The organism is Paenarthrobacter sp. Z7-10 (assembly GCF_026932795.1).
Taxonomy (GTDB): Bacteria; Actinomycetota; Actinomycetes; order Actinomycetales; family Micrococcaceae; genus Arthrobacter_M.
The window spans coordinates 1-18,260 of the sequence record NZ_JADPVH010000024.1; the positions used below are offsets into that span (position 1 = coordinate 1).

17 protein-coding genes are annotated in these 18,260 nt (G+C 64.4%); 5 read left to right on the forward strand and 12 right to left on the reverse strand.

Annotation, left to right across the window (positions count from 1 at the left end; all coding sequences use genetic code 11):
* Positions 1-272 precede the first annotated feature (272 nt).
* Positions 273-1,505 carry a DNA recombination protein RmuC gene (locus IV498_RS08900; protein WP_269046207.1) on the forward strand — a complete coding sequence of 411 codons (1,233 nt, stop codon included), beginning with the start codon at positions 273-275 and terminating at the stop codon, positions 1,503-1,505.
* Positions 1,506-1,518: 13 nt separating this feature from the next.
* Here IV498_RS08900 and IV498_RS08905 read toward each other — a convergent pair whose 3' ends face one another.
* From IV498_RS08905 to IV498_RS08915, 3 genes are all read right to left on the reverse strand, one after another.
* Positions 1,519-2,604: a 4-hydroxy-3-methylbut-2-enyl diphosphate reductase gene (locus tag IV498_RS08905; RefSeq protein ID WP_269046208.1), complete on the reverse strand. Its 1,086-nt coding sequence runs from the start codon at positions 2,602-2,604 to the stop codon at positions 1,519-1,521.
* Positions 2,605-2,665: 61 nt separating this feature from the next.
* Positions 2,666-2,794, reverse strand: coding sequence for a hypothetical protein (locus tag IV498_RS08910; RefSeq protein WP_269046209.1), 129 nt, complete (start codon positions 2,792-2,794; stop codon positions 2,666-2,668).
* Complete coding sequence (locus IV498_RS08915; RefSeq protein WP_269046210.1) at positions 2,761-3,489, reverse strand: hypothetical protein; 729 nt, start codon at positions 3,487-3,489, stop codon at positions 2,761-2,763. The genes IV498_RS08910 and IV498_RS08915 overlap by 34 nt, the downstream gene beginning before the upstream one ends.
* A 330-nt stretch (positions 3,490-3,819) precedes the next feature.
* Here IV498_RS08915 and xseA point away from each other — a divergent pair, with 330 nt between their 5' ends.
* Positions 3,820-5,094, forward strand: coding sequence for an exodeoxyribonuclease VII large subunit (gene xseA / locus IV498_RS08920; RefSeq protein WP_269046263.1), 1,275 nt, complete (start codon positions 3,820-3,822; stop codon positions 5,092-5,094).
* A gap of 24 nt (positions 5,095-5,118) precedes the next feature.
* Complete coding sequence (locus IV498_RS08925) at positions 5,119-5,370, forward strand: exodeoxyribonuclease VII small subunit (protein WP_269046211.1); 252 nt, start codon at positions 5,119-5,121, stop codon at positions 5,368-5,370.
* A gap of 95 nt (positions 5,371-5,465) precedes the next feature.
* On the opposite strand, the gene IV498_RS08930 is transcribed toward IV498_RS08925, so the two are convergent.
* The 9 genes from IV498_RS08930 to IV498_RS08970 form a co-directional block, all read right to left on the reverse strand.
* Positions 5,466-6,320 (reverse strand): polyphosphate kinase 2 family protein, encoded by an 855-nt coding sequence (locus IV498_RS08930; protein WP_269046212.1) that lies wholly within the window; start codon positions 6,318-6,320, stop codon positions 5,466-5,468.
* 85 nt (positions 6,321-6,405) lie between these two features.
* Positions 6,406-7,623 carry a pyridoxal phosphate-dependent aminotransferase gene (locus IV498_RS08935; RefSeq protein ID WP_269046213.1) on the reverse strand — a complete coding sequence of 406 codons (1,218 nt, stop codon included), beginning with the start codon at positions 7,621-7,623 and terminating at the stop codon, positions 6,406-6,408.
* A 137-nt stretch (positions 7,624-7,760) separates the two neighbouring features.
* Positions 7,761-8,714 (reverse strand): ABC transporter substrate-binding protein, encoded by a 954-nt coding sequence (locus IV498_RS08940; RefSeq protein WP_269046214.1) that lies wholly within the window; start codon positions 8,712-8,714, stop codon positions 7,761-7,763.
* Entirely contained in the window at positions 8,711-9,481 is a 771-nt protein-coding gene (locus tag IV498_RS08945) for an ABC transporter permease (protein ID WP_269046215.1), read from the reverse strand. Before IV498_RS08945 ends, IV498_RS08940 begins: the two co-directional genes overlap by 4 nt.
* Entirely contained in the window at positions 9,478-10,209 is a 732-nt protein-coding gene (locus tag IV498_RS08950) for an ABC transporter permease (RefSeq protein ID WP_269046216.1), read from the reverse strand. The genes IV498_RS08945 and IV498_RS08950 overlap by 4 nt, the downstream gene beginning before the upstream one ends.
* A complete protein-coding gene (locus tag IV498_RS08955; RefSeq protein ID WP_269046217.1) occupies positions 10,209-11,288 on the reverse strand; it encodes an ABC transporter ATP-binding protein in 1,080 nt (359 codons plus the stop codon). The genes IV498_RS08950 and IV498_RS08955 overlap by 1 nt, the downstream gene beginning before the upstream one ends.
* Before the next feature lie 247 nt (positions 11,289-11,535).
* Complete coding sequence (gene rsgA / locus IV498_RS08960; protein ID WP_442951328.1) at positions 11,536-12,666, reverse strand: ribosome small subunit-dependent GTPase A; 1,131 nt, start codon at positions 12,664-12,666, stop codon at positions 11,536-11,538.
* Positions 12,667-13,056: 390 nt separating this feature from the next.
* Positions 13,057-14,454, reverse strand: a complete 1,398-nt coding sequence (locus IV498_RS08965; protein ID WP_269046218.1) for an NAD-dependent succinate-semialdehyde dehydrogenase — start codon at positions 14,452-14,454, stop codon at positions 13,057-13,059.
* Positions 14,455-14,673: 219 nt separating this feature from the next.
* Positions 14,674-15,597 (reverse strand): N-acetylglucosamine kinase, encoded by a 924-nt coding sequence (locus IV498_RS08970; protein WP_269046219.1) that lies wholly within the window; start codon positions 15,595-15,597, stop codon positions 14,674-14,676.
* 72 nt (positions 15,598-15,669) lie between these two features.
* Here IV498_RS08970 and IV498_RS08975 point away from each other — a divergent pair, with 72 nt between their 5' ends.
* The gene (locus IV498_RS08975; protein WP_269046220.1) at positions 15,670-16,701 is read left to right on the forward strand and encodes a nitronate monooxygenase; all 1,032 of its coding nucleotides are present in this window, start codon (positions 15,670-15,672) and stop codon (positions 16,699-16,701) included.
* Positions 16,702-16,854: 153 nt separating this feature from the next.
* On the forward strand, positions 16,855-18,075 hold the full coding sequence (locus IV498_RS08980; protein ID WP_269046265.1) for an MFS transporter: 1,221 nt from the start codon (positions 16,855-16,857) through the stop codon (positions 18,073-18,075).
* Positions 18,076-18,260: the final 185 nt, after the last annotated feature.

Consider the following 18,260-nt stretch of genomic DNA (forward strand, 5'->3'; position numbering starts at 1 on the left):
CGGACGTGACCTGACCGGGAAACCCGACCCTTGCGTAAAAGACGAACCCTTCCCCAAAAACGATGAACTACTTACTGCTGCTGATTCCATGGGTGCTGCAACTCCCGATTAGTCGGGGGTGTTGCAACGTTCGCTAGAACTCGCCCAGGACATCGTTCTGCGCATCGATCACCCGCTTCAGTGAACACATTGGATGAGGCATCTGTGGACGGGCACACGGGACAGCAACGGCCCTGCGCAGCTTTGTCGGTACCCCATGGGATGGTTTTGATATGAACGGAATTACAATCTTGCTGGCTTTGTTGATGCTTCTCATCGGTCTCGTGGCCGGGGCGGCCGCCGCGGCGCATTTTTTCCGGCGTCGGGTGTCGGCTGCGGAGGGCGACTTCGACAACGTCAGCTCCCGCTTGGCCGAGGTCTCCGCGCAGCTGGCCGGTGCGGACGCCGAACGCCGGCTGCTGAGCGCGCAGAATCGGCAGCTGGATGAACGGCAGTCCACTGACGCGTCCGTCCTGCAGGCGCTGGGACCGGTTGCTCAGAAGCTCTCCGACGTCCAACGGCAGGTGGCACTGCTGGAGCGGGACCGGGTCGAGCAATACGGGCAGTTGGCTCAGCAGCTCCGCGACGCGAAGGATGCCGATGCCGCGCTGTTGCTGACCACCCGGTCCCTGGACTCTGCCCTGCGGTCCAACAGCGCACGGGGCAAATGGGGCGAGGTTCAATTGCGGCGGGTGGTGGAAGCCGCAGGAATGCTGGCCCACGTGGACTTCAGCGAACAGGTCCACAGCGTGACCGCGGACGGCGCCAATCGTCCGGACATGGTGGTTCGACTTCCCGGAAACAAGGAGCTGGTGCTGGATGCAAAGGTGCCGTTGACGGCGTACCTGCAGGCGCATTCCGCGGCGCCAGGCAATGACGAGGCCGCCGGCACCGCCGCCGGTGCACCGGACAACGGCGAACTGCTGGCCCGGCACGCCAAGGCGCTGAAGTCACATGTGGACGCGCTGGCCGCAAAGAAATACTGGGAATCCGCGGCCAACAGCCCGGAACTGGTAATCTGCTTCGTTCCCGTGGAGTCGATTCTCTCGGCCGCTTTGCAGACGGACCCAGCCCTGCTGGACTACGCCATGGCCCACAATGTGGTGCTGGCGTCGCCCATCAGTCTGCTGGCGATCCTTAAGGCGGTAGCCTTCAGCTGGCGTCAGGACGTCCTGACCGAAAGCGCCAAAGAGCTATTTGAGCTGTCCACCCAGCTGTACGCGCGGCTGGGCACGCTGGGAGACAACGTGGGCAAGCTTGGATCGTCGCTCAAATCATCAGTGGACCGTTACAACGCGCTGGTCGGAACGCTGGAAGCACGGGTCCTGCCCACCGCCCGCAAGCTCAACGGCTTGGATCCGGAAGCCCTCTCCACACCCTCCCAGGTCGATGTGGCTCCCCGGTCCCTGGCCGCTCCAGAGTTAATCTCGGGGCGCCGTGACGGTTCAGGCTTGGAGGCGGTCTGAGCCGATTCGGCGGTCAGGAAGTGGGGCGGCTTCCCCGACCGCCCAGGGAGCGGCTGGAGTCACCAGCTTTCTTGAGCGTTGCCCGCAGTTCCTTGGGCAGCGAAAAGAGCAAATCCTCTTCGGCCGTGACAACCTCCTCGACGTCCGCATAGCCATAATCGGACAGAAGCCGGAGGACATCCTTGACCAGCACCTCCGGCACGGAGGCACCGCTGGTCACGCCGACCGTTGCCGCTCCTTCAAACCAGGCCTCGTCAATCTCGTTGGCGTAGTCAACCCGGTAGGAGGCTTTGGCCCCGTATTCCAGCGCAACCTCCACCAGCCGAACCGAATTTGAGGAATTGGCAGATCCAACTACGATCACCAGGTCCGCGTCGGGCGCTATCTTTTTGATGGCCACCTGCCGATTCGTGGTGGCGTAGCAGATATCATCGCTCGGCGGATCCTGGAGCGTTGGAAATCGCTCTTTGAGCAGCCGGACCGTTTCCATCGTCTCGTCCACGCTTAGTGTGGTCTGCGAAAGCCAGATCAACTTGTCCGGGTCGCGGACCTGCACCTTACCAACCTCATGCGGACCATTGACGATCTGGATGTGCTCCGGAGCCTCCCCCGCCGTTCCTTCAACTTCTTCATGCCCATCGTGTCCGATCAGCAGGATGTCAAAGTCGTCCTTGGCGAAGCGAACGGCCTCCCGGTGCACCTTAGTCACCAGCGGACAGGTGGCGTCGATGGTGCGCAGCCCGCGGTCCACAGCCGACGCGATGACGGCAGGCGAGACGCCATGGGCGGAGAAGACGACCAGCGCCCCTTCCGGAACCTCGTCATTCTCCTCGACAAAGATGGCACCCTTGGCCTCCAGCGAGCTGACCACGTGAACGTTGTGCACAATCTGCTTGCGAACATAAACCGGTGGCCCGTAGTGCTCCAGCGCTTTCTCCACGGCAATGACGGCACGGTCCACTCCCGCACAGTAACCGCGGGGGGCGGCGAGCAGGACCTTCCGGGAACCCGGGACCGGTGCCGCGGCTGCTACCTCCTGGGGCGTCCGGCGTTTGCGCGGGACGGTAGGCATAGGTATGGAAACGGCAGTGCTGGTCATGAGTCCATCCTACGGGCTGGCCTGCTGGGTCGGCCGGGATTGACGGGCTGCAGAGCCATCTTCAGCTGCGGGCGAAGGCCCGGCCCAAGGCACCGACAACAATCAGCAGGCCGGCGGCCAGCAGTGAATATATTATCCAGGCACCGAAGCCATCGGTCAGGATGGCGGCGAATCGTTCCAGGAAAAGCATGGCCAGTGGATTGCCACCCAGCCGGAGCGCAATCGTTGACCCACCCCATCGACCGCCAGTTTCCATAATCCGCAGGTAACAGCCAATCCAAGGCCGAAGAGCAGCACGGTCGTGGAACGCCGCCGTGCAATAACGAGGGCGAACAGCAGTGCAAGTGCCGCCGCAACGGCCAGCCCGTACCCGAGCGGGGCAACCATCGCAAGTCGGGACACTGCTGCCGGCGGCACCGAGCGCCCAAGGCTGATAGGTACCTGTGGCGGCACCAACACCGCGGAGGCCAGTCCGGCCGGTACTTTCGCGGCCAGGAGCTGGAGCATGGGGGCGATGTCCAAAGTCAGACCGGCGGCCCCGCCGGCCGGACCGTCGTCGCCGAAGCTCAAGGCGTGACTGCGGCGCAGCGTCTCGGTCCATGCCTGTGGATAGCCGGGATCTGCTGTGATGGACCCAGCCGCAGATTCGATGGCAGGTTGAATCAAGGTGCGCAATCGGTCATCGATCTTCAGCTGCGAGGTCACCAGCTCGGACACACCGTTGGCGAGCGCGCTCTGGAAGGCACGATCGGAGCCAAGCGGCGACATCGTGGACACAAAGCCCTGCTCGCGGACAATGTGGGTCTCCGCCCAGATGCAGGGAACGGCAACGGCGGTCAGCAGCAGCGACAAAAGCACCAAAGCCGCCGCGAAAAAGCTGCGCACTCATCTCCTTCAGCCAGCCAGCACGATGGCACAACTGTATCTGGGATGGGTGCTGCGTCTGTAATGGCATGCCTGTCCTATCGAAGCTGTGCACAGGACCGGAATCTGTCGGTGACCCGTGGGATCATGTGATTAAGTTGGAATCGTCTGCCGAGCCTTTCGTCGCGGGATTCTTTCGAGTGGCGGGGCCTTTCGTTGAGAGGCTGTGCGTCGGCGAGTTGTTCATTGGCAGCGGATTAAGCGAATTGGATCGGGAGGTCGAAAGTGGAGGTGTCGAAAGTGGATGTACTGACTGCGACCAACGATGGCACCGATTACTCCAGCCGCTCTTTGCTGGCCGAAGCACACGCCCGGCCGACCCTTCCGGCCACAGCAGCCGAGACCAGCGCCGAAAATCCCTGGCCTCTCCATGTGCTCTCGGAGAAACTCAAGGCGCACATTGAACGGGCCCCGGCCGCATGGGTTGAAGGCCAAATCATCGAATTGAACCGACGGGCCAGCGTCTGTTACGTCACCCTGCGGGACGTCGACGCCGAAGTATCGCTCAGTGTCAGCGTCTGGGGGTCAGTGCTCGATGCCATGTCCGTCCCACTTGAGCGCGGAACGCGCGTCGTGGCCCAGTTGCGGCCCGATTTCTGGCTCAAAACCGGTCGGCTTTCGATGCAAAGCCGGGATATCCGCCCGGTGGGGTTGGGCGACCTGCTCGCCCGGATCGAACTGCTCCGACAGTCCTTGGCTGCGGAGGGTCTCTTTGCCGCGGACCGCAAGAAAAGCCTGCCGCTGCTGCCGCATCGCATCGGGCTAATCACGGGGCGCAACTCGGATGCGATGAAAGACGTCATCCGCAACGCCTCACTGCGCTGGCCAGCCGTTCAGTTCGAAGTCCGCGAGGTCGCCGTCCAAGGTGTGAGCGCGGTGGCCCAGCTGACGGCCGCCCTGGCCGACTTGGACGCGGTACCGGAAGTGGACGTCATAGTCATTGCCCGCGGCGGCGGATCCATGGAGGATCTGCTGCCGTTCAGCTCCGAGAAACTGATCCGGGCGGTGTCGGCGGCTAAGACGGCGGTGGTCAGCGCCATCGGTCACGAAGCCGACCGCCCGCTTCTGGATGAGGTGGCGGATCTGCGGGCTTCGACGCCGACGGACGCAGCCAAGCGGATCGTACCCGACGTCGTCGAGGAGTTGGCAAGAGTGCACCACGCCAGGGGCCAGCTCAATAGGCGGGTCGGTTCGCTGGTGGAGCGGGAGGTGGAACGTCTGCAGCAATTGCGGACCCGGCCGGTGCTCGCAAATCCGGAGGGTATGGTGATCGTCCGAAGCGAAGATATCGGCAGACTGCTGCGCCGTGGGCATTCGACCATGGATACGGCCTTGGCCCGACACGCGGACCGGATCTCGCACCTGCGTGCGCAGGTTCGCGCCCTGTCGCCGCAGAAAACCCTGGACCGGGGATACGCGGTGGTGCAGCGGCAGAACGGAGCGGTGGTTCGGGCCCCGGAGGAGGCTCCAGCCGGGACGGCGCTTAGGATCCGTGTTGCTGCTGGAGAGTTCGCGGCCACATCATCTAAAGCTCCACACCCTGAGATCAATTCCGCCGGCGGATAACCGGACACCCCCGAACGGAGAAACATGGACAACGAATCGGCCCAAGCTCAGAACCTGGACACGACGGCGCTGAACTACGAACAGGCCCGCGAGGAGCTTGTTTCTGTGGTCAGCAAGTTGGAGGCCGGAGGTGCATCGCTGGAAGAATCATTGGCCCTCTGGGAACGCGGCGAGGCCTTGGCCAAACGCTGCGAGGAATGGTTGGAAGGCGCCAAGGCACGGCTGGCAAAAGCCCGCGCCGATGTCGATGCATCCGGTGACCCTTCCGGGACATAACGGTCCCGGCGGGCGCGAGCCCGCCTGTCCGGGCCTGACGCCCAGCGGCGCCCGAACCCGGCCCTCCGGGTCCAACGCACAGTAGCAGGGCTGGCTCAGGTAGCGGCCAGCTTGCGGCATTCCTCAGCCGGGTCGAAATCGCCCGCGGGCCAGTGCAGTCCCATTCCTTCAAGGGCCTGGATCAGGATTTCCTGCACGGCCAGCCGGGCGTACCACTTCTTGTCGGCTGGGACCACGTACCACGGAGCGGCCTCCGTGCTGGTGCGTTCCAGGGCAACCTGGTAGGCCTCCATATACTCCGGCCAGCAGGCGCGCTCCACCAGATCGGAGCTGGCATACTTCCAATGCTTTGCCGGATTGTCCAGCCTTGCCAGCAGGCGTTGCTTCTGCGTATCCGGACTGATGTTGAGCATTACCTTAACTACTTTGGTGCCTTGCGCAGCCAGTTCGGCCTCAAAAGCGTTGATTGCATCGTAGCGGCCGTCCAATTCCTCCGTCGGCGCCGTCGCATGGACCCGCTGGATCAAAACATCCTCGTAGTGGGACCTGTCAAAGACGCCAAGCATTCCCGGCCGCGGGGCTTCCCTGCGGACCCGCCAGAGAAAATCATGGCTGCGCTCGGCTTTCGTTGGGGCTTTGAAGGCCTTCAACTGGACACCCTGAGGATCCACTGAGCCGACCACATGGCTGATCACGCCGCCCTTGCCTGCCGTATCCATGGCCTGCAGCACCAGCAGGACGGAGGCGGTGCCACCGAATTTGGCTTGTGCAAAGAGTTTCTCCTGAAGCTCCGCAAGCGTTTGCGCCCGCAGCGCAAGGACCGTGGCAGAATCCCGCTTCCGGCCGTCGAATCCCGGAGCAGCATCGGTATCCTGCGCGCTTAACTGAAAGCCCTCGCCAACCCGGAGCAGCTTTGAGGGGTTCTTTCGAAATCCCGTTTTCCCAGCCATATTCCACGCCTTCCTGCTGTCTCAGTGTGCGAAAAGCCCGTCTCAGCGAAGCATCACGTCTTTTTACCGTACCGCCGGAGACTGCTCAGGGTCGGTAATGGCCCAGGAACTCCGCTATTCGGCCAATCGCCTCTTCCAGGTCCTTGACGTTAGGCAGGGTCACCAGGCGGAAGTGGTCGGGCCGGATCCAGTTAAAAGCGCTGCCATGCGAAATCAGGATTTTTTGCTCCTTCAGCAGGTCCAGCGCAAACTTCTCATCATCTTGGATCGGATAGACCTCCGGATCCAGCTTGGGAAAGAGATACAGAGCCCCGCGTGCCTGCTGGACGCTCACGCCCGGAATAGCAGTGAGCAGGTTGAAGGCAACATCGCGCTGCTCGCGAAGGCGGCCGCCCGGCAGGATCAGGTCTTTGATGCTTTGGTGACCGCCCAAAGCGGTCTGGATCGCATGCTGGCCCGGAACGTTTGCGCACAACCGCATATTGGCCAGCAGGTTGATTCCTTCAAGGTAATCGGCAGCCTGTCCCTTGGGACCGGAGATGGCCAACCAGCCGGAACGGTAGCCGCAGATCCGGTACGCCTTGGACAGGCCGCTGAATGTCATGCACAGAACATCGTCGCCGGTGATGCTGGCCGTGTTGACGTGCACCGCATCCTCATACAGAATCTTCTCGTAAATTTCATCGGAGAAGACCACCAGACCGTGCTTCCGGGCCAAGTCCACCATCCCCGTGACGATGTGGCGCGGATACACGGCACCGGTGGGATTGTTCGGGTTGATGATGACCAGTCCCTTGGTGTTCGGCGTGATCTTCGCCGCCAGGTCCTCCAGATCCGGCCACCAGCCATTATCCTCATCGCAGAGGTAATGCACCGGTCGGCCGCCGGCCAGGCTCACCGAGGCGGTCCACAGCGGATAGTCCGGTGTGGGGACCAGAATTTCGTCACCGTTGTTCAGCAGGGCCATCAGTGAGAGCGTGATCAGTTCGCTGACCCCGTTACCAAGGTAGACGTCGTCGACATGGATGTTGTTGATGCCCTGCGTCTGGTAGTACTGCACGACGGCGGTGCGCGCGGAGAAGATCCCGCGCGAGTCACTGTACCCCTGAGCATGCGGCAGGTGCCGGATCATGTCCACCAGAATGGCGTCCGGCGCTTCGAAGCCGAACGGGGCAGGATTGCCGATGTTGAGCTTGAGGATCCGGTGCCCCTCGGCCTCCATCCGCTGCGCATGCTGGAGCAGCGGCCCGCGGATGTCGTAGAGGACGTTGTGCAGCTTGGTGGATTGCTTGTACTCGGCCATTCACCCATATTTGCACAAGGCCGCGCTAATTCCGCGCGAACCCGGTGTATGACGGAGGGTCCAATACCGGAAAAGTGGACTTGAACGCCAAAGCCCCCGCGCCCCGAACGGGTGCAGGGGCTTCGCCGAGCGGGTTCCTACTTCGTGATGCCCTTGTCCTTGAGCCACTGAGCGGCCGCATCTTTGGGGTTCATCTTCTGATTACCGCTGACCATGCGGTTGAGGCTGATCAGGTCATCGGTGGTGAGCTGCTTGGAAACATTGTTCAGCGCGGTCTTGATAGTGTCATTGACCCTGTCCGTCTTGACCAGCGGCAGGACCTGCTGAGCCAGCCAGTTGTTCTTCGGGTCCTCCAGCACCACCAGGTCATTGTCGGCGATGGCAGGGGTTGTCGTGAAGATGTCCGCCACCTGGACCTGATCATCGAGCAGGGCCTTGAGCGTCAGCGGTCCGCCGCCGTCCCCGATCGGGCTGAAGGTGGCCGGGACAAAGCCGTACTTGGCTTTCAGCCCGGGTAGGCCGTAGGGCCGCTCGCGGAACTCCGGCGGCGCGCCGAGGGTGATCTTATCCTCGACCTTCGCCAGGTCAGCGATGCTCTTCAGGCTGTACTTCTGTGCGGTGGCCTTGGTCACAACCATGGCGTCTTTATCCTGGGCGGAGGCGGCATCGAGGACGCTGAGCCCACTGGGAAGTTTCGACGGCAGCGCCTTCAGGATGCCCGCGGGGACCGTCACGGTGTTGGACTTATCCACGTAACCCAGCAGGTTGCCGCTGTAATCGGGAACAATATCGACCGAGCCGTCCTGCACTGCCTTCAGGTAAATCTCGCGCGATCCAATGTTCAACTTGGTGGTCGCGGTGACACCTGCGGCGTTGATCGCGCCGGCATAGATTTCCGCGATCGTCGCGCTCTCCGGGAAGTCAGCACTTCCGACGACGACGGAGCCGCCAGCGCCGCCGGAGGCGCCTGACGTTGAGGTGCTCAACGGGTTTCCGCCGCCACAGGCGCTGAGGGTCAGAGCCACGGAGATGCCGGCCGCCGCGCCGAGTACGGCCCGGCGTCCAATTAGCGGGCGCTTGTTCTGCGTCATGAGTTTTCTCCTTGTACGCCGGCTGTGATGGTGTCACGGCCGGTCAGCGAATTGCCCGGCAGGCGCCGGGGCTCTTTCAAGCCTGGTGATAATGCTAGTCTCTGCAGTCCTGCGAGCACGGAGTCGATGACAATGGCCAGGGCGGCAATGACAATGGCGCCGCCAAAGACCCTGCCGTAGTCACTAACCGACAGTCCGTCGATCAGGTAGCGCCCCAATCCTCCGAGGTTGATGTAGGCCACCACCGCAACTGTGGCAACCACCTGAAGGACCGCGGCCCGGCAGCCACCGAAAATCACGGACAGACCATTGGGCACTTCTACCCGGAACAATATCTGCGGCTCGGTCATTCCCATACTCCGGGCCGCGTCCACGGTATCCCGGCTGACAGAGGAAATCCCCGCAAAAGTGCCCGCCAGGATGGGCGGGATGGCCAGCAGGACGAGCGCCCAGATCGGTGGCATCAGGCCGAGCCCGGCGAGAAGCACGAACAGAGTCAGCACACCGAGTGTCGGCAGCGCCCGCAGTACACCGGCCAACGCGATGACGACGACGCGTCCCCGGCCGGTGTGCCCAACGTACAGGCCGATCGGGACGGCAATGACGACCGCGATCAACAGCGTCAATCCGCTGTAACCCAGATGCTCGACAACGCGCGCCGGGATCCCGTTGGCACCCTCCCAGTTTTCGGGATCGATCAGCCATTCAGAGCCCTGGATCAGCGGATTGTCCGACGTGTATCCCTGCGCGGTGGTGGCGGCCCTCATGGCGTTCCCGCCCTTGCCTCGGCAGGTACCGCCGCAGCGCCGTCGGGGTCGGCGGTCACCGCGAGGATCCGTGCGCCGGGGCCGGTGCTGGGCGGCACGGCGCGAACCCAGGGAGTAAGGATGCGTTGGAGCAGCACCAACAAGGCATCCATAAGCAGGGCCAGCAGCAGTGTGCCGATGATGCCGACGACGATCTCGGTCAGGAAATCACGGCGCAGACCATCGGTGAACAGCGTGCCGAAGCTGTCGATGCCGATAAGGGCTCCAACGCTGACCAGCGAAATATTGCTGACCGAGATCACCCGCAGGCCGGCAAAAAGCACCGGCAGGGACAGCGGAAGGTCCACGGTGAGAAAACGGAACAGCGGGCGGTACCCGACGGCGACGGCGGCCTGCCGTATGCCGTCGTCGATCGAGTTCAACGCATCCACTGTGGACCTGACCAGCAGCGCGACAGCGTAGATTGTCAGGGCAACAATGACATTGGTGAGGTCCAGGATCCGGGTTCCCAGCACCACCGGCAGAATGACAAAAAGGGCCAGCGAGGGAATCGTGTACAGGACGGAGCCGGCGGAAAGCAGAAAGCCTTTGACCGTCTTGTTCAACCGGGCCAACTGTGCCAGCGGAACCGAAATAAGCACCCCGAGGGCCAGCGGCAGGACGGATTGATAAAGGTGCAGCCCGGCCAGCGAGAGCACATGGCCGAAATTGGCCAGCAGCCATTCCATCAGGCGCCGCCCTCGCGTGCCAGCCGGGCCTCTTCAACCGCCGCCAGAACCTGCGCGGCCTTGACCACGCCGATGACTTCGCCGTCGTCGTTCACGCTTACGCCCAGCCCTGCCGGTGAGGACAGGGCCGCATCCAGTGCCCGCCGCAGCGTATCCCCCTGGTGGAACAGGGAACCACCGGGCACCAGGTCCGCAGCCCGGGCCGGGGACAACCAGCCCAGCGGCCGCCGTGCCTCGTCCACTGCCAGCGTCCAGTCCTGCACCCGTTCGGTCTCCCGGCGCTCCCGTGGTTCCACCATGGCCACGGGGTGAATCTGCACGGAGCCGGCGCCGCTGAAGGCCAGATGCCGGAAGCCCCGGTCACGGCCCACGAAGTTCGCCACGAAGTCATCCACTGGGGCCCGCAAGATCTCTTCGGGGGCCGCATACTGCGCCAGCCGCCCACCGGTGGCAAAAACGGCCACTTTGTCCCCGAGAACGGTGGCTTCGTCGATGTCGTGGGTCACAAATACGATGGTCTTGGCCAAGTCCCGCTGAAGCCGCAGCAGTTCGGTCTGCAGCTCCGCCCGGACCACCGGGTCGACGGCACTGAACGGCTCGTCCATCAGCAGCACCGGCGGGTCCGCTGCCAGCGCGCGGGCCACGCCCACCCGTTGCTGCTGGCCACCGGAGAGCTGGTTCGGATAGCGCCTGCCCAGTTCGGGAGCCAAACCGACAACGTCCAGCAGCTCCGCGGCCCGCTGGCGGGCCTTGGTCCGCGGCACCTTATTGAGCCGCAGCACGGTGCCAACATTGTCCAGCACCGTGCGGTGCGGCAGCAGCCCGGCGGACTGCATCACATAGCCCATCGACCGGCGAAGGGCCGCGGCTGGAATCTGTGAAACGTCGCGTCCGTCCACCCTAATGCTGCCGCTGGTGGGCTCGACCATCCGGTTAATCATCCGCAGGGATGTGGTTTTGCCGCAGCCCGATGGGCCAACGAAGACGGTTATGGCGCCCTTGTCGATGCTCATAGTCAGGGAGTCGACGGCGGGAACGCCGTCCTGGAACCGCTTGGTGACTTGGCTGAACTCAATCATCGTTTCGCGTCCGCGCTCCCGGGCCTCCGGTTGCGGAGCCGGCTCAGAGATTGGCTGCGAAAGGGGCGTTGGAGCATCTGATCTTGCCATCGGTGTGTCCCTCACTGTTGGCGGCAATCGAGGTGAAGATCCAGTCCCCACGCCTGTAGATCATATGCAGGCTTATTTTCCCCTGTAAAGCCGAACACGGCAAGACCACGGCCCCGGAGAGAAGAACCACGGCTTCCCGGGGCCGGTCCAGCAGCAGTCAGCGCCGGCTCTTGTGCAGCTTTCCCCGGAATTCCGCGTCCGCCTTGACCGACTTGGCGAAACTGCGGGCGTCCTTGCGCCTTTCGGCCACATTCTGACGTATATGCAGGTGCGCGAGTTCGCGCTGCATTTTCAGGTAGCTGTGCCAGCGCCGAGGTTCCAGTAGGCCCTCCTCCATCGCCGCCTGCACGGCGCATCCGGGCTCACTTCCATGTCCGCAGTCATTGAACCGGCATTCGGCGAACAGCTCTTCGACGTCGCCAAAGACGGCATCCATGCCAGCCTCGGCATCCCACAGTGCCAGCCCGCGGATGCCGGGCGTGTCCATCAAAACAGACCCGCCCGGCAGCGGCACCAGCTCGCGCGCCGTCGTCGTATGCTTGCCCCTGCCGTCGGCAGCGCGAACACTGCCGGTGTCCTGGAGCTGGGCGCACGCAAGGGCATTGATCAACGTCGACTTCCCGGCGCCCGAAGGTCCGAGCAGCACCAGCGTTGTGCCGGCGCCCAGGCGCAGCATCAGCTCGTCGAGGCCATCGCCCTGTTCGGCCGACGTGGTGATCACCTCCACTCCGGCGGCCTGCTCGATGACCTGACCAACGACGTCGTCGTGCCCATTCGCCAGGTCCGCTTTGGTGAGGATGACCAGCGGCGTGGCACCGGAATTCCAGGCAGCCACCAGCGTGCGCTCCAGCCGGTTATGTGAGAATGGACGGTCAATAGGAACCACCACCCCCACGAGATCCATGTTTGCCGCCAGCACCTGGGCCTGGGTCGATTTGTCGAAGGCCCGTTTCCGGGCGAGCTGGGAATACCGCGGCAGCACGGCCAGCACCGCCGGTTCCATGTGCCCGTTCAGTCCCAGGCACACCCAGTCACCGGTGGCGCACTGGAGTTGTTCCTCGGGGTAGCCAACGCGGAGGTGCCGATTTGCCGTGGCCAACAGGACTTGGTTGCGGTCGGCACGCACAACGCGTGCGGGTTGGACGCCGACGCCGGAAGGGCGGCAGCGCGTGAAAAGTTCGGCGATCCGCGGCGAAAACCCGTAGGCTACAGGGCCGTTGATGGGTTGCAGGCCGGAAGCGGAATCGCCGGCGGACGGAATCGGGTTGGGAAAAATGCTTTCAGACAAGCGTTCAGACAATTGGGTTACCTCACGGAAGGCCCCGTGCTGCTGGAACGACCGGAGGTGCCGGTGTCAGCTAAAAGCGGCAGCAGAGGCGGGGAATGGAGCTGTGGCTGACGTAATTGACGTGAATCCATAGACAGTCATCTGTTCCCACCTCCTTCTGCGGTTCGGTCCACCTGCGTGGTTCCCTTAGCCTAGTCTGCGGGCGTTGTGCTGACCAGCGTTCGGTCAGGCCGGGTTGAAGAATCGAAGGTCTCTCCTCCGGGATCCGGCGGTGCTCGCCGCCTTACGTGCCGGCCGCAGGAGCATCCTTCGACACATGATGGCAGGTCCCCTCCCGGCGGAGGGGACCTGCCAATAGCCGGAATTCCGGCAAGCCCAATGCGCTCCGAGTCAGCTGGTCGGTTTCGACGGCTTCACGGCTGGTTGACGGATGAGCTTCTTGTTCACGAACTCGTTCATGCCGAATTTGGCCAGTTCCCGGCCAACGCCGGAGCGCTTGACTCCACCGAAGGGCAGGTCCGCCTGCGTTCCGGTGACGGAGTTAACCCAAACCATTCCGGTTTCCAGCCGTGCCGCCACTTCCTTGGCCTTGTCGGCGTCGGAGCTGAAGACCGACCCGCCCAAGCCGAAAGTTGAACCGTTAGCCAGCTCAATGGCTTCGTCCGCATTGCCCACCTTGTAGATCACGGCGGCCGGACCGAAGAGCTCTTCGGAAAAGGCCCGCATGTCCGGCGTGACGCCGGTCAGCACGGTCGGCTCAAAATATGACCCGGGGCCGTCCACCCTGCTGCCTCCGGTATGCACGGTGGCACCCTTGGCAACGGCGTCGTCGATCTGTTCGGCCAGGGAATCCGCGGCCTGCTGCGAGGACAGCGGACCCAGCCGCGTGGCGGAGTCCGAGGGGTCGCCCGGGACGAGGGCGGCGGAGCGGGCCGTAAACTTTTCCACGAAGTCCTGATAATAATCCTCAAGGACAATGAAGCGCTTGGAGGCCGTGCAGGCCTGGCCGGCATTACCCATCCGGCCGGCGACGGCTGCCTTAACGGTGGCGTCCATGTCGTCGCTGTCCAGCACAATGAACGGGTCGGAGCCGCCCAACTCGAGCACATAGCGCTTCAGATTCCGGCCAGCGACCTCACCGACGGCGGAGCCTGCACGTTCGCTGCCGGTCAGGGAGACGCCCTGGATCCGCGGATCGGCAATCATGTCCGCAATCTGTTCCTTGCTGGCGAAAATGTTGATGTACGCATCGCTGGGCAGACCGGCATCAATGAAGATTTGTTCGATGGCCAGAGCGGACTGCGGACAGTTCTCGGCGTGCTTGAGCAGCACGGTGTTGCCGAGCATCAGGTTCGGCGCGGCGAACCGAGCCACCTGGTAGTACGGATAGTTCCACGGCATAATTCCCACCAGTGAGCCCACGGGTTCGGTGCGGACGATGGCTTCGCCCCCGCCCATGGCGTCGAGGTGCTCGTCCTGCAGGAACCGCGGGCCTTCCTTGGCGTAATAGTCGTAGATGCTGGCCACCAGCCCGACCTCACCCTGGGCTTCCCGGACCGGCTTGCCCATCTCCAAGGTAATGATGGCTGCCAGCTCAGCTTTGCGCTCGTTGTACAACTCGCCCACCCGGGACAAAATCCGGCTCCGCTCCTGCACCGGTGTGCCGCGCCACGAGGCAAAAACTTCGTGCGAGCGCTTCAGGGCGTCCTGGATCTGCGCGTCCGTTGCCGAGGGAAATTCCTGCACGGTTTCGCCACTGGCAGGATTGACTGTTTTGTATGAACTCATGAACCCACCGTAACCACATTCCGCCGCCGGCGGGTAGGCCACGGTCAGCCCCACCCGTCCCAAGTAGGTGTCAGCAGATGCACTCAAACGGGGTTTTGAGTGCATCTGCTGCCACTCAGTTGAGCGAGGGAGGTTGGGCGGGAGGCGAGGGGTGGGGCGGGGCGGAGCGGTTCGGGAGGAAGTTGGGCGGGACGGTTCGGGAGGAAGTTGGCGTGGGCGTCAGGAAGCGGCGAGGGTCAGCACACCGAAGATCGGGTCCTGCTCCAGCACCCGGACATCGGTCAGCCCCCTCGCGGACAGGTGCCCGCGGAAGGCATTCTGCAGCAGCGGCTGGTTCATGCCCAACCCGCCGCCCAAAACCAGAGGTCCGGGGATACCCAGCATCCCGGCGCATTGAGCGGCGAGCACCGCCAGGTCCGCTCCGGCCTGGTCGATCATCGCCAGGCTTCCGGCATGACCTGTCGCGGCGGCGTCGAACACCAGCGGGGACATGCCGGCCCAGTAGCGCCGACCGGTCCCGCCGTGGAAATGAGCGATCAGTTCGCCCGCTGCGGCCAGCCCGCAGTGCGCCAACAGTGCCTGCGTGAGTTCATCGGCCTCCAGCCCCAAATTCATCCGGTGCAGGCTGTGCCGAACGGCTTCGCGGCCGAACCAGTAGCCGCTGCCTTCGTCCCCCAGCAGGTAGCCCCAACCGCCGGCGCGGGCCTGGCCGCCGTCATCGTTCGTTCCCCACGCAGCCGAACCGGTGCCGGCGATCACCGCCACGCCTGTGCTGGCGCCGCCAGCCGCCAGCAGCAGTCTGGTGTCGTGCACGACCCGCACCACGGCGCCCGGCACATTCGGGAGGATCATGGCCGTCAGCGCCGCCGCATCGTCGGCGGTGTCAATCCCACCGGAGCCGGCATAGACCTCGTCCACGCCGGTGCCTCCTCCAGGGCAGGGGCCTGCGAGCCTGTCGAAAAGGCTCGCCAAGTTCGCCGCGGCTTCGGCCCTGCTGACGTTCTGCACATTGGCGCTGCCTACCTCGGCGTCCGCCTCGATTACTCCTTGGCGCCATCTGATGCCGCGGGTTTTGGAGCCGCCGATGTCCAGGCCGATGACCACAGCGGGATTGCGGCGGGCAGTGGAGGCGTCGTTAGTCACTCCCAGAGACTAGCCATCCCGGGCAACCGGCCGGCGAATTCCGCTGGCGGATCCCGTGAATTGGAGGTTTTCGTGTTCACCTCTCCGATACTTGTGGCCCCAATGGCCGGCGGAACAAGCACGCCGGCGTTGGTGGTGGCTGCTGCCCATGCCGGCGCGATGGGATTCCTGGCGGCCGGGTACAAGAGCGTGGAGACGCTTGCGGCGCAGCTGGCGGAGGTCCGGGCCGCCGAGGTCCCTTTCGGCGTCAATGTTTTTGTCCCGTCCGCTCTGGTTCCGGGCGGGCGGACCGATCCGGGCGCTTTGGCCGCCTACCGGAACGAGCTGGCAGCGGAGGCGGACCGTTACGCTATCGTGCTGCCTCCCCTCACGGTTGAGGACGACGACGACGGCTGGGCGGCGAAGGTCGACCTGTTGACTTCGGACCCGGTTCCCTTTGTCAGCTTCACCTTCGGCTTGGCGCCGGCCGCCGTCGTCCGACGGATCCAGCGGGCCGGCAGCCGTGTCCTGGCGAGCGTCACGAGTGTCGACGAAGCTCTGCTGGCGGCCGAAACCGGGGTGGATGCCCTGGTAGTGCAGCATTCCAACGCGGGTTCACATACCGCAGCCTTCCTGCCGGCACCGGCGACCGGGCCGGGGAAGGCTGCGCCCGACGCCGCAGCCTTGGTGGCCGAGCTGAGGCAATGTGTGGATCTGCCGCTGATCGGCGCCGGAGGTCTGGGCAGTGGCGCTGACATCCGTGCCGTTCTGGCCGCGGGAGCCGACGCCGTGCAGCTGGGGACGGTCTTCCTCCGGTCGGTGGAAAGCGGTGCCCGGCAGCTGCATAAAGATGCCCTCGCGGATCCGCAATACACCCGGACCATTGTCACACGCGCCTTCACCGGCAAGCCCGCGCGTGCACTGCCAAACCGGTTTGCTCGCGAGCACACGCAAACCGCGCCATCCGGATATCCGTCGATCCATCGGCTGACTTCGCCAATCCGCGCCGCTGCCGCGGCCCAGGCAGACGCAGAAGGAATCAACCTCTGGGCAGGAACGGGCTGGCAGCAGGCACGTTCGCTGCCGGCGCGCCAGCTGGTGACGGACTTTCTGCAGGGGTTGTAGCTGCCGCTGGCGTGCGCAGGTGCTGGGGTTCTGGCGCATTGGACGCCGTGGTGCTCCCGGCGCGAATGCGGATGTCCTGCTCCGGGCGCATTGGACGCCGGCAGATCCGCTTTCTAGGCTGGAGACGTGGAGAACTCGGCCGGCCCCGCATGGATGGGGCATAACAAGGGGAGCCGCGCCTACCGCCGGATCCTGCTGGCCCTCGGTTGCGCGGGGATCGCAACATTTGCTCAGCTCTACTCGGTCCAGGGTCTGCTGCCGCTGCTCGCGCGCAATTTGGATATCAGCGCTGCCCAGGCCGGACTGACGATTTCCGCGGCAACGATCGGACTGGCGCTGACCGTGCTGCCTTGGTCCTTTGCCGCGGACCGTTTTGGCCGGGTACGGACCATGGCCACCGCCATCATTGCGGCCACTGTGCTGGGCCTGTTGGTTCCGTTGTCTCCCAACTTCCCGGTCCTGCTGGGGATGCGGACCCTGGAGGGAATGGCCCTGGGAGGAATCCCCGCCCTGGCCATCGCGTACCTCAATGAGGAAATAAATAAGGTCCATGCAGCCATGGCCGCCGGAGCCTACGTGGCCGGCACCACGTTGGGCGGCCTGTTTGGCCGCCTCCTCGCCGGACCGGTTGCGGATCTGGCCGGGTGGAGGGTGGCCACGGCGAGCGTATCGGCGTGCGCAGCCGTGGCCGCCATCGGCTTTCTCCTCCTCGCGCCGCCCCCGCGGGGCCTCGTGGCGGCTCATGGCACCGGCGTTCGCAGCCGGCTGGCCGGACTCGTACCGCTGCTGCGTAATCGTCGGCTGCTGGCACTGTACGCGCAAGGATTCCTGCTGATGGGTTCCTTCGTCAGCGTGTACAACTATTTGGGTTTCCGCCTGGAGGCGCCGCCGTATCTGCTGCCGGTGAGCGCCGTCGCGCTGATCTTCCTGGCCTATCTGGCGGGCACCGTTTCCTCCCGCTGGGCGGCCTCGCTTTCCGCACGCGCGGGACGCCGCAACGTCCTGCTCGGCAGCATCGTGCTGATGACCGGTGGACTGGCCGTGACTCTTTGCGCCCCACTGGTGCTGATCCTGGCCGGCTTGGTCCTGTTCACCGCCGGCTTCTTTGGCGCCCACAGCATTGCCTCCGGCTGGACGGGCAGCGTCGTTTCCACCGGTCGGGCACAGGCCGCCTCGCTGTACAACCTCGGGTATTATGCTGGTTCGTCAGTGCTGGGCTGGGCCTCGGGATTCGTCTTCCAGGCTGGAGGCTGGTTGGCCCTGGTGATTGCCCTGGCGGTGCTGGCGGTGCTGGCCTCGGCCACGGCCCTGATCCTGCTGCCGGCCGGCCGCCCGCTCCCAGTCCGCCGTCCGGATCCGCTCCCGGCGACGTGACAGAAGGGGACGCTTCCTGTCGTCGGGTGGGCGCTGGCACGAAAGGTGCGCGGCACCGTCGTCGGCCCGACCGCCGCAGGGCTGGACGAAACGATCCGCCGCCGCCGCCGTCGTCGGCCCGCCCGCCCGCCGCAAGGCTGAACGAAACGACCCGCCGCCGTCGTCGTCGTCGGCCCGCGCCGGCT

What these genes read in the sequence shown, in the direction of transcription:
- IV498_RS08900 (WP_269046207.1), top strand. Translation starts at nt 273, where the DNA reads ATGAACGGAATTACAATCTTGCTGGCTTTGTTGATGCTTCTCATCGGT.
- IV498_RS08905 (WP_269046208.1), bottom strand. Translation starts at nt 2,604, where the DNA reads ATGACCAGCACTGCCGTTTCCATACCTATGCCTACCGTCCCGCGCAAA.
- IV498_RS08910 (WP_269046209.1), bottom strand. Translation starts at nt 2,794, where the DNA reads ATGCTTTTCCTGGAACGATTCGCCGCCATCCTGACCGATGGCTTCGGT.
- IV498_RS08925 (WP_269046211.1), top strand. Translation starts at nt 5,119, where the DNA reads ATGGACAACGAATCGGCCCAAGCTCAGAACCTGGACACGACGGCGCTG.
- IV498_RS08930 (WP_269046212.1), bottom strand. Translation starts at nt 6,320, where the DNA reads ATGGCTGGGAAAACGGGATTTCGAAAGAACCCCTCAAAGCTGCTCCGG.
- IV498_RS08935 (WP_269046213.1), bottom strand. Translation starts at nt 7,623, where the DNA reads ATGGCCGAGTACAAGCAATCCACCAAGCTGCACAACGTCCTCTACGAC.
- IV498_RS08940 (WP_269046214.1), bottom strand. Translation starts at nt 8,714, where the DNA reads ATGACGCAGAACAAGCGCCCGCTAATTGGACGCCGGGCCGTACTCGGC.
- IV498_RS08945 (WP_269046215.1), bottom strand. Translation starts at nt 9,481, where the DNA reads ATGAGGGCCGCCACCACCGCGCAGGGATACACGTCGGACAATCCGCTG.
- IV498_RS08950 (WP_269046216.1), bottom strand. Translation starts at nt 10,209, where the DNA reads ATGGAATGGCTGCTGGCCAATTTCGGCCATGTGCTCTCGCTGGCCGGG.
- IV498_RS08955 (WP_269046217.1), bottom strand. Translation starts at nt 11,288, where the DNA reads ATGATTGAGTTCAGCCAAGTCACCAAGCGGTTCCAGGACGGCGTTCCC.
- IV498_RS08965 (WP_269046218.1), bottom strand. Translation starts at nt 14,454, where the DNA reads ATGAGTTCATACAAAACAGTCAATCCTGCCAGTGGCGAAACCGTGCAG.
- IV498_RS08980 (WP_269046265.1), top strand. Translation starts at nt 16,855, where the DNA reads ATGGGGCATAACAAGGGGAGCCGCGCCTACCGCCGGATCCTGCTGGCC.